The 10,750-nt window shown below is 74.0% G+C and carries 7 protein-coding genes; 5 read left to right on the top strand and 2 right to left on the bottom strand.

The genetic code is table 11. The annotated features are described in order from the left end of the window. The coding region (locus G3I41_RS01315; RefSeq protein WP_164398446.1) for a PD-(D/E)XK nuclease family protein at positions 1–1,654 on the top strand (1,654 nt) is incomplete at its 5' end. A gap of 9 nt (positions 1,655–1,663) precedes the next feature. Here the strand turns inward: G3I41_RS01315 and G3I41_RS01310 are convergent. Then, positions 1,664–2,569 (bottom strand): SAM-dependent methyltransferase, encoded by a 906-nt coding sequence (locus G3I41_RS01310; protein ID WP_164398445.1) that lies wholly within the window; start codon positions 2,567–2,569, stop codon positions 1,664–1,666. Between the two features lie 142 nt (positions 2,570–2,711). Between G3I41_RS01310 and G3I41_RS01305 the strand changes: the two genes are divergently transcribed. From G3I41_RS01305 to nudC, 3 genes are read left to right on the top strand one after another with little or no spacing between them, the layout of a single operon-like run. Then, positions 2,712–5,972, top strand: a complete 3,261-nt coding sequence (locus G3I41_RS01305; RefSeq protein ID WP_164398444.1) for an ATP-dependent DNA helicase — start codon at positions 2,712–2,714, stop codon at positions 5,970–5,972. Between the two features lie 10 nt (positions 5,973–5,982). Beyond that, the gene (locus G3I41_RS01300; protein ID WP_164398443.1) at positions 5,983–7,377 is read left to right on the top strand and encodes a dipeptidase; all 1,395 of its coding nucleotides are present in this window, start codon (positions 5,983–5,985) and stop codon (positions 7,375–7,377) included. A gap of 44 nt (positions 7,378–7,421) precedes the next feature. Further along, the gene (nudC, locus tag G3I41_RS01295; RefSeq protein WP_164398442.1) at positions 7,422–8,369 is read left to right on the top strand and encodes an NAD(+) diphosphatase; all 948 of its coding nucleotides are present in this window, start codon (positions 7,422–7,424) and stop codon (positions 8,367–8,369) included. 64 nt (positions 8,370–8,433) lie between these two features. Here nudC and G3I41_RS01290 read toward each other — a convergent pair whose 3' ends face one another. Then, a complete protein-coding gene (locus G3I41_RS01290; RefSeq protein ID WP_164398441.1) occupies positions 8,434–8,691 on the bottom strand; it encodes a glutaredoxin domain-containing protein in 258 nt (85 codons plus the stop codon). 259 nt (positions 8,692–8,950) lie between these two features. Between G3I41_RS01290 and G3I41_RS01285 the strand changes: the two genes are divergently transcribed. Beyond that, positions 8,951–10,750: ATP-dependent helicase (locus G3I41_RS01285; protein WP_164398440.1), on the top strand; the 1,800-nt coding region annotated here is incomplete at its 3' end.

Genomic DNA, 10,750 nt, shown 5'->3' with positions numbered 1-10,750 from the left:
CGGCACGCTCCTGCGCACCGCCCGCGAGCTCCTGGAGGCGGGCGGCACCGCCGAGGAGGCCCTGTGGGCGCTGTGGTCCGGCACCCCGTGGCCGGCCCGGCTGGAGCGGGCGGCCCTGCGCGGGGGAACCGCGGGGCGCAACGCGGACCGCGACCTCGACGCGGTGTGCGCCCTGTTCGAGACCGCCGCCCGCGCCGAGGAGCGCACCGGCGGCCGGGGCGCGCTCAACTTCCTGGAGGAGGTCGACGCCCAGGACATCGCGGCCGACACCCTCTCCCGCCGCGCGGTCCGCCCCGACGCCGTCCGGCTGATGACCGCCCACCGCTCCAAGGGCCTGGAGTGGCGCCTCGTCGTCGTCGCGGGCGTCCAGGAAGGGCTCTGGCCGAGCGTGCGCCGCCGGGGCTCGCTCCTCGAAGCGGACCGGATCGGCCGCGACGGACTCGCCGAACCGCTGACGCCCGGCGCCCTCCTCGCGGAGGAGCGGCGGCTGTTCTACGTGGCGGCGACCCGCGCCCGCGACCGCCTGGTCGTCACCGCGGTCAAGGCCCCCGCCGACGACGGCGACCAGCCCTCCCGCTTCCTCGCCGAGCTGGGCGTCGAACCACGGGACGTCACCGGCCGCCCGCGCCGCCCGCTGTCCGTCGCCGCGCTCGTCGCCGAGTTGCGCGCCACCACCGTCGACCCGGACGCGTCCGACGCGCTGCGCGAGGAGGCCGCCCGCCGCCTCGCCCGCCTCGCGGCGCTCACCGACGACGACGGCCAGCCGCTCGTACCGGCCGCGCACCCGTACCGCTGGTGGGGCCTGTACGAGCCGACCCGCTCGGCCGTGCCGCTGCGCGACCGGGACCAGCCCGTCACCCTCTCCGGCAGCGCGCTCGACCAGCTCGCCCGCACCTGCGCGCTCCAGTGGTTCCTGGGCCGCGAGGTGAAGGCCGACGCGCCCGCGACCGCCGCCCAGGGCTTCGGGAACGTCGTCCACGTCCTGGCCGACGAGGTGGCCTCCGGCCGTACGCCCGCCGACCTGGCCGTCCTCATGGAACGGCTCGACTCGGTCTGGGACGGCCTCGTCTTCGACGCCCCCTGGAAGTCGCGCCAGGAGAAGGAGCAGGCCCGCGCCGCCCTCGAACGCTTCCTGCGGTGGCACGTCATGGACCGGGCCGGCCGCACCCCCGTCGCCAGTGAGCACGACTTCGACGTGACGCTGGAGGCGGGGGAGTACGAGGTGCGCATCCGGGGCTCCATGGACCGCGTCGAACGGGACGCCGAGGGCCGGGCCTACGTGGTCGACTTCAAGACCGGCAAGCAGTCCCCGACGAAGGACGAGGTCCACCGTCACCCGCAGCTCGCCGTCTACCAGCTGGCGGTACGGGAAGGCGCGGTCGACGACGCCTTCGGGGGTACACGGCCGGTGCCGGGCGGCGCCGAACTCGTACAGCTGCGCCAGGCGGCCCCCAAGAAGGAGGGCGGCGACGCCGCGCCCAAGGTGCAGGCCCAGGCGCCGCCGGAGGGCGAGTGGGTCTCCGACCTGCTGGCGACCGCCGCGGGCCGGGTGCTGGACGAGCGGTTCACGCCGACGACCGGCCAGCACTGCGGCCACTGCTCGTTCAAGGCGTCGTGCAGCGCGCAGCCGGAGGGCCGGCACGTCGTGGAGTAGTCCCGGGGATCAGTGCTTGCGGGCCACCAGGCCGTAGACACTGACGTCGGCGTCGGTGACGTCGTTGATGTCCTGGTAGCGCGTACGGTCCAGCTCGTCCAGGCCCGCCACGAACTCGGGATCCGGGCTCTCGGCCTCCGGCAGGTCCACGACCCGCTCGGGACGCCAGCGGTGCACGGGGACGATGCCGGGGTCGAGGAGTTGCAGGCCGTTGTCGGTGACGAACCGTTCCATCTGGGCGTACGACCGGCGCACCATGGCGAAGCCGCGCTCCTTGAACCCCTTGGTGATGCTGCCGACCTGCTCCGGGTTGAGGTCCGAGCTGACATTGCTCAGGACGAGGAAGCTGCCGGGGACGAGCGCGTCCATCAGCCGCTTCACGACCGGGTAGGCCGTCTCGTCCTCGATGAAGTGGGTCACGGCCGCGAGGACCAGGGCGACCGGGCGGTCGAGGTCCAGCGTGCGGCGGGCGGCCTCCAGGATGGGCCCGGGGTCGCGCAGATCCGCCTCGATGTAGTCGGTGCGGCCCTCGGGACCGCTGGTGAGCAGGGCCTGCGCGTGGACGAGGACCACCGGGTCGTTGTCCACGTAGACCACCCGCGACTCGGGCGCGACGGCCTGGGCGATCTGGTGCACGTTCGCCTGCGTGGGCAGTCCGGTGCCGATGTCCAGGAACTGCCGGACGCCGTCGTTCGCGGCGAGGGTCACCGCCCGCCGCATGAAGTCCCGGTTGTGCCGCACGGTGAGGTAGCCGCGGGGATTGGCTGCCAGCGCCATGGCCGCGGCCTCGCGGTCGGCCGGGTAGTTGTCCTTGCCGCCGAGGAAGACGTCGTAGACCCGCGCGGGGTGCGCCTTCGTCGTGTCGATGCGCTTCCTCAGCTCGGCGGCGTCGGGGGCGGGTGCGTCGGCGCTCATATGACCGTCCTCGTGAGGCTGTTGGTGCGACAAGCAGACAACCTAGACCCGCCCGGGTGTGACCAGCGCCACCGGGAGGCGGTGGCCACGGCCGCCGTCGCGACGCCACCGGTTGTCGGCGGCGCCGGTTAGCCTCTGTGGAGTGTCCCCGCGCCTCACCGATCCCGAGCAGCTCAAGGAGCTGCTGGGCATCCCCTTCACCCCGGAGCAGACGGCCTGCATCACCGCGCCGCCCGCCCCGCAGGTGATCGTGGCCGGAGCCGGGTCGGGCAAGACCACGGTGATGGCCGCCCGCGTGGTCTGGCTGGTCGGCACCGGCCAGGTCGCCCCCGAGCAGGTCCTCGGGCTCACCTTCACCAACAAGGCGGCCGGTGAGCTCGCCGAGCGCGTACGCAAGGCACTCGTCGCCGCGGGCATCACCGACCCGGACGTGATCGACCCGGACAACCCCCCGGGCGAACCCGGCATCTCCACGTACCACGCCTTCGCCGGGCGGCTGCTGACCGAGCACGGCCTGCGCATCGGACTCGAACCGGGCACCCGCCTCCTCGCCGACGCCACCCGCTACCAGCTCGCCGCCCGCGTGCTGCGCGAGGCCCCCGGCCCCTATCCCGCCCTGACCAAGTCCTTCCCCACCCTCGTCAGCGACCTGCTGGCCCTCGACGCCGAGCTGGCCGAACACCTCGTACGCCCCGACCAGCTCGACGCGTACGACACCGGACTGCTGAGCGCGCTGGAGACCGCGAAGCTCAGCAACGAAGAGCTTCGCAAAATCCCCGCCACCGCCGAGGCCCGCCGCGAACTGCTCGCGCTGACCCGCCGCTACCGCGAGGCGAAGCGGAGCCGCGACCTCCTCGACTTCGGCGACCAGATCGCCCTCTCCGCCGAGCTGGCCCTCACCCGCCCCGAGGTCGGCGCGATCCTCCGCGACGAATACCGGGTCGTCCTGCTCGACGAGTACCAGGACACCTCCGTCGCCCAGCGCCTGCTGCTCTCCGCCCTGTTCGGCAGCGGCCCCGGCACCGGAGAGCCGACCGGGCACGCCGTCACCGCCGTCGGCGACCCCTGCCAAGCCATCTACGGCTGGCGCGGCGCCTCCGTCGCCAACCTGGACGACTTCCCGAGCCACTTCCCGCACGCCGACGGCACCCCCGCCACCCGCTACGCCCTCAGCGAGAACCGCCGCAGCGGCGGCCGCCTCCTCCACCTCGCCAACGGCCTCGCCGCGCCCCTGCGCGCCATGCACGAGGGCGTCGAGGCCCTGCGCCCCGCCCCCGGCGCCGAGCGCGACGGCCTCGTCCGCTGCGCCCTGCTGCCCACGCACACCGAGGAGCTCGCCTGGCTCGCCGACTCGATCGCCCACCTCGTGCGCACCGGCAAGGAGCCCGGCGAGATCGCCGTCCTGTGCCGCACCGCCGGCGACTTCCCGGAGATCCAGGCCGCGCTGGTCGCCCGCGACATCCCGGTCGAGGTCGTCGGCCTCTCCGGGCTGCTCCACCTCCCCGAGGTCGCGGACCTGGTCGCCGTCTGCGAAGTCCTCCAGGACCCGGGCGCCAACGCCTCCCTCGTCCGCCTGCTCACCGGCCCCCGCTGGCGGATCGGCCCCCGCGACCTGGCCCTGCTCGGCCGCCGGGCCCGCCTCCTGGTGCACCGCGCCACCCACGGCGACGACGCGGACCCCGACCGCCGGCTCGCCGAGGCCGTCGAGGGGATCGACCCGGCCGAGGTGATCTCCCTCGCCGACGCCCTCGACACCTTCCTGGACGCGGGCGGCGAGGAGGACGACCGGCTTCCGTTCTCCGCCGAGGCCCGCGTCCGCTTCGCCCGCCTCGCCGCCGAACTGCGCGACCTGCGCCGCTCGCTCGCCGATCCCCTGATGGACGTCCTGCACCGCGTCCTCGCCACCACCGGCCTGGAGGTCGAGCTCTCCGCCTCCCCGCAGGCCCTGGCCGCCCGCCGCCGCGAGACCCTGGGTAACTTCCTCGACGTCGCCGCCCGCTTCGCCGCCGTCGACGGCGAGGCCACACTCCTCGCCTTCCTCGGCTTCCTGCGCACCGCCGTCCAGTACGAGAAGGGCCTGGACAACGCGCTGCCCGGCGGCGAGAACACCGTCAAGGTCCTCACCGCCCACAAGTCCAAGGGCTTGGAGTGGGACGTCGTCGCCGTGCCCGGCCTTGTCACCGGCCAGTTCCCCAGCGGCCAGTCGCGGGATTCCTGGACCTCCCAGGCCAAGGTCCTCCCGCACGCCCTGCGCGGCGACACCGCCACCCTGCCCGCCCTCCGCGGCTACGACGCCAAGGGCCTCAAGGGCTTCAAGGAGGAGATGAAGGAGCACCAGCACACGGAGGAGCTGCGCCTCGGCTACGTCACCTTCACGCGCCCCCGCACGCTGCTGCTCGGCTCCGGCCACTGGTGGGGCCCCACCCAGAAGAAGCCGCGCGGCCCGTCCCCCTTCCTGCACGCGCTGTACGAGCACTGCGCCGCCGGGTACGGCGAGATCGAGGTGTGGGCCGACGCCCCGGCGGAGACCGACGAGAACCCGGCCCTGGCCGAGGCGTCCGCCGACCACGCCTGGCCGCTCCCGCTGGACGGCACCGCCCTGGCCCGCCGCAGGGCCGCCGCCGACACGGTGATGGAGCTGCTGTCCCGGCCGGAGCCGTCGGAGCCCCCGGAGGTCCCGGCTCCCCGCACCCCCGCCCGCCTCACCCCCGAGGAGACGCGCACCCTCGCCTCCTGGGACCGGGACCTCGACGCGCTGGCCGGGGAGCTGCGCCGGGCCCGCGCCACCGTGCGCGACGTCCTCGTCCCCGCCTCGCTCTCCGCCACCCAGCTGCTGCGCCTCGCCGACGACCCGGACGCCTTCGCCCGGGAGCTGGCCCGGCCCATGCCCCGACCGCCGCAGCCCGCCGCCCGGCGGGGCACCCGCTTCCACGCCTGGGTGGAGTCCCGGTTCGAGGAGCTGCCGCTGCCCATGCTCGGCCCCGACGAGCTGCCCGGCGGCGACGACGGCGACACCGACATCGCCGACGAGCGCGACCTCGCCGACCTGAAGGAAGCGTTCGAGCGCACCCCGTACGCCCGCCGCACCCCGTACCGGGTGGAGACGCCGTTCCAGATCACCCTGGCCGGCCGGATCATCCGGGGCCGGATCGACGCCGTGTACCGCACGGGGGACACGTACGAGATCGTGGACTGGAAGACCGGCCGCGCCCACACCGCCGACCCGCTCCAGCTCGCCGTCTACCGGCTGGCCTGGGCCGAGCTGCACGGACTGCCGCTCACCGACGTCACGGCCACCTTCCTCTTCGTCCGCAGCGGCGAGGCCGTCCGCCCGGCCTCGCTTCCGGGCCGCCGGGAGCTGGAGCGCATCCTCCTGGACGAGCCACCTCCGGCGGACGGATAGGCTGAAGGTCATGAGCGACACCCCGGACAGCGTCGTCCGCACGTACACCGAGCAGCACCGCGCGGCCTTCCTCGAGGATCTCGCCGAGTGGCTGCGCATCCCCTCCGTATCCGCTCAGCCGGAGCACGGGGGCGACGTACGGCGCAGCGCCGAGTGGCTGTCGGCCAAGCTGAAGGAGACCGGCTTCCCGGTCACCGAGGTCTGGGAGACCGACGGCGCACCCGCCGTCTTCGCCGAGTGGCCCTCCGACGACCCGGCGGCGCCCACGGTGCTGGTGTACGGACACCACGACGTCCAGCCCGCCGCCCGCGAGGACGGCTGGAGCAGCGAGCCGTTCGAGCCGGTGATCCGCGACGGCCGGATGTACGGACGCGGCGCGGCCGACGACAAGGGGCAGGTGTTCTTCCACACCCTCGGCGTCCGGGCCCACCTCGCCGCCACCGGCCGCACCGCCCCCGCCGTGCACCTCAAGCTGATCGTGGAGGGCGAGGAGGAGTCCGGTTCCCCGCACTTCCGCGACCTGGTCGAGCGCCGGGCCGGCCGCCTCGCCGCCGACGCGGTGATCGTCTCGGACACCGGCATGTGGAACGAGACCACGCCGACCGTGTGCACCGGGATGCGCGGCCTCGCCGAGTGCGAGATCGAGTTCCACGGACCCGGGCAGGACATCCACTCCGGCTCCTTCGGCGGTGCCGTCCCCAACCCGGCCACCGAGATCGCCCGCCTCGTCGCCGCCCTCCACGACACGGACGGCAAGGTCGCGGTGCCCGGCTTCTACGACGGCGTGGCCGACCTCACCGCCACCGAGCGCGCGCTCTTCGCCGAGCTGCCCTTCGACGAGGCCGACTGGCTGCGCACCGCCAGGTCCCGGGCCGCCTCCGGCGAGGCCGGGTACTCCACGCTGGAACGGATCTGGGCCCGCCCGACCGCCGAGGTCAACGGCATCGGCGGCGGCTACCAGGGCGCCGGCAGCAAGACGATCATCCCCGCGTCAGCGCGCGTGAAGATCAGCTTCCGGCTGGTGGCGGGCCAGGACCCGGACCACATCGAGAAGGCCGTACGGACCTGGGCCGAGGCCCGCGTCCCGGCCGGGATCAGCCACCGGATCACCTTCCTCCCCGCCACCCGGCCCTGCCTGACGCCCCTGGACCACCCGGCGCTCCAGGCCGTGGCCCGGGCCATGGGCCGGGCGTTCGGCCAGAAGGTCCTCTTCACCCGTGAAGGAGGCTCGGGGCCCGCCGCCGACCTCCAGGACGTGCTCGGCGCACCGGTCCTCTTCCTCGGCATCTCCGTACCGTCCGACGGCTGGCACGCCCCCGACGAGAAGGTCGAGCTGGACCTTCTCTTCAAGGGCGTCGAGACCGCCGCCCATCTCTGGAGCGACCTGGCGGCCGCCCTCCGCTGAACTCTCTGAACGCCCGATCCATCCCGGGGGAGTAGGAAGCACCTGTGAGCACCTTCGACAACGCCACCGCAGACCGGCCCATCGGTCTGACCGCGCCGAGCGGCATCGACCGCGCGGCGCACCACCGCCTCGACGAGGCGTGGCTGTCCGCCGCGTGGAGCCACCCGACGACCCGGGTCTTCGTCGTTTCCGGGGGCCAGGTGCTGATCGACGACACCGACGACGGCACCGAACTCGTGATGACGCCCGCCTTCGAGGCGCCCGTCACCGAGACCCACCGCTACTTCCTCGGCACCGACGCGGACGGGGTCAGCTACTTCGCCCTCCAGAAGGACACCCTGCCGGGCCGCATGGACCAGTCGGCCCGCCCGGCGGGGCTGCGCGAGGCGGGCCTGCTGCTCGGCCCGCGCGACGCCGCCCTGATGGTGCACGCGGTGGCCCTGGAGAACTGGCAGCGGCTGCACCGCTTCTGCTCCCGGTGCGGCGAGCGCACGGTGATCGCGGCGGCCGGCCACATCCGCCGCTGCCCGGCGTGCGGCGCCGAGCACTACCCGCGCACCGACCCGGCGGTCATCATGCTCGTCACCGACGACCAGGACCGGGCCCTGCTCGGCCGCCAGGTGCACTGGCCCGAGGGCCGCTTCTCCACGCTCGCCGGGTTCGTGGAGCCGGGCGAGTCGATCGAGCAGTCCGTGGCCCGCGAGGTCTTCGAAGAGGCCGGCATCACGGTCGGCGAGGTCGAGTACGTCGCCAGCCAGCCCTGGCCGTTCCCGTCCAGCCTGATGCTGGGCTTCATGGCGCGCGCCTCGACGTTCGACATCAACGTGGACGGCGAGGAGATCGAGGAGGCGCGCTGGTTCTCCCGCGAGGAGCTGACCGCCGCCTTCGAGTCGGGCGAGATCCTGCCCCCGTTCGGCATCTCGATCGCCGCGCGGCTGATCGAGCTCTGGTACGGCGAGCCGCTTCCGAAGCCGGTGCGCGCGGGCGCCTGAACGGGCCGGACATGACACCGCCCCCACCGGTGCGTCGACCGGAGGGGGCGGGGTGCCGTGGGGGTCAGGCCCCGAGGGCCTGCTTCACCTGGGCCAGGCTCGGGTTCGTCATCACAACGTCCGTGCCGCCGTTCTCGGGAACCACCAGCACGGTCGGGACCGTCTGGTTTCCGCCATTCGCCTTCTCGACGAAGGCGGCCGACTCCGGGTCCTGCTCGATGTTGATCTCGGTGTAGGCGATGCCCTCGCGGTCCATCTGCCCCTTCAGCCGACGGCAGTAGCCGCACCAGGTGGTGCTGTACATCGTCACAGTGCCCGGCATGTCTTCGCGCTCCTCTGTCTCTTCGGTCCCGGCAAATCCCGTCACGCCCGGACGGCCACCCACGCGTCTGGTACGTCACACGGGACCGGGGCGTGCGTTGCCGCACGCCAGGTGAACGTATGCGACCCGGCCGCCATTCCCGCCCCCCAAGGCCCTTGCGAGGACGGCGCGCGGGACCGCTCCCGCATTAGTACGACGGATACCCCGCCCCTGTGGACAACCACCGCACGCGCCCCGGCCGACCTGGCAGCATGGCGGGGTGACATCAGCAACGCACTCCACCCTCTTCCCCCGGGTCCCGGACACCGCGGACGCCGTCCTCGACGGGCTCGACCCCGAGCAGCGCGAGGTGGCCACGGCCCTGCGGGGCCCGGTGTGCGTGCTGGCCGGAGCCGGTACGGGCAAGACGCGGGCCATCACGCACCGCATCGCCTACGGGGTGCGCGCGGGGATACTCCAGCCGGCGAGCGTCCTGGCCGTCACGTTCACCAACCGGGCGGCAGGCGAGATGCGCGGCCGGCTGCGCCAGCTGGGCGCGGGCGGGGTGCAGGCGCGGACCTTCCACTCCGCGGCCCTGCGCCAGCTCCAGTACTTCTGGCCGAAAGCGGTCGGTGGCGAGCTGCCCCGGCTCCTTGAGCGCAAGGTCCAGCTGGTGGCCGAGGCGGCGGCCCGCAGCGGCCTGCGGCTCGACCGCAACGAGCTGCGCGACGTCACGAGCGAGATCGAGTGGGCCAAGGTCACCCAGACCGTCCCCGCCGACTATCCGGCGGTGGTCGCCAAGGCCCAGCGCGACGCCCCGCGCGACCCGGCGGAGATCGCCAAGGTCTACGAGACCTATGAGGAGCTGAAGCGCGAGCGCACGGTGATCGACTTCGAGGACGTGCTGCTCCTCACCGTCGGCATCCTCCAGGACCGGCACGACATCGCCGCCCACGTCCGCCGCCAGTACCAGCACTTCGTCGTGGACGAGTACCAGGACGTGAGCCCGCTCCAGCAGCGCCTGCTCGACCTGTGGCTCGGCGACCGGGACAGCCTCTGCGTCGTGGGCGACGCCGGCCAGACGATCTACTCGTTCACCGGGGCCACCCCGGACCACCTGCTCAACTTCCGCACCCGCCACCCCGGGGCGACCGTCGTCAAGCTGGTCCGCGACTACCGCTCCACCCCGCAGGTGGTCCACCTGGCCAACGGGCTGCTCGCCCAGGCCACCGGCCGGGCCGCCGAGCACCGCCTCGACCTGGTCTCGCAACGGGAGCGCGGCCCCGAGCCCGCCTACGCGGAGTACGCGGACGAGCCCGCCGAGGCCGAGGGCACCGCCCGCCGCATCCGCGACCTGATCGCGGCGGGCGTCCCGGCCGGCGAGATCGCGGTGCTCTACCGGGTCAACGCGCAGTCCGAGATCTACGAGCAGGCCCTCGCGGACGCGGGCGTGCCCTACCAGCTCCGGGGCGCCGAGCGGTTCTTCGAGCGCGCGGAGGTCCGCGAGGCCGGTGTGGCCCTGCGCGGCGCGGCCCGTGCGGGGGGCAACGACTCCCTCCTGGACGACGCGGACGACCTCCCCGCCGAGGTGCGCGCGGTGCTCTCCACCAAGGGCTGGCGCAGCGAGCCGCCCGCCGGGTCCGGGGCGGCGCGCGACCGCTGGGAGTCCCTGGCCGCCCTGGTCAGGCTCGCCGAGGACTTCGAGCGGGCGCATCCGGGGGCGACGCTCTCCGACCTGGTCGCCGAACTGGACGAGAGGGCCGCCGCCCAGCACGCGCCCACGGTCCAGGGCGTCACGCTGGCCTCGCTGCACTCGGCGAAGGGCCTGGAGTGGGACGCGGTGTTCCTGGTCGGGCTGACCGAGGGCATGATGCCGATCACCTACGCCAAGACGGCGGAGCAGATCGAGGAGGAGCGCCGGCTGCTGTACGTCGGCGTCACCCGGGCCCGTTTCCATCTGGCCCTGTCCTGGTCGCTGTCCCGGTCGCCCGGCGGCCGGCCCGGGCGGAGGCCGACCCGCTTCCTGGACGGCCTCCGCCCCGGCTCCGCGGGCTCCGGCGGCCGGAGCGCGTCCGCGGCC

The organism is Streptomyces sp. SID9727, assembly GCF_010550605.1.
Classification (GTDB): domain Bacteria; phylum Actinomycetota; class Actinomycetes; order Streptomycetales; family Streptomycetaceae; genus Streptomyces.
This window is presented reverse-complemented; position numbering and strand designations above follow the sequence as displayed.

Coding starts and splice junctions, on each gene's coding strand:
- G3I41_RS01310 (WP_164398445.1), bottom strand. CDS start 2,569: ATGAGCGCCGACGCACCCGCCCCCGACGCCGCCGAGCTGAGGAAGCGC.
- G3I41_RS01300 (WP_164398443.1), top strand. CDS start 5,983: ATGAGCGACACCCCGGACAGCGTCGTCCGCACGTACACCGAGCAGCAC.
- G3I41_RS01290 (WP_164398441.1), bottom strand. CDS start 8,691: ATGCCGGGCACTGTGACGATGTACAGCACCACCTGGTGCGGCTACTGC.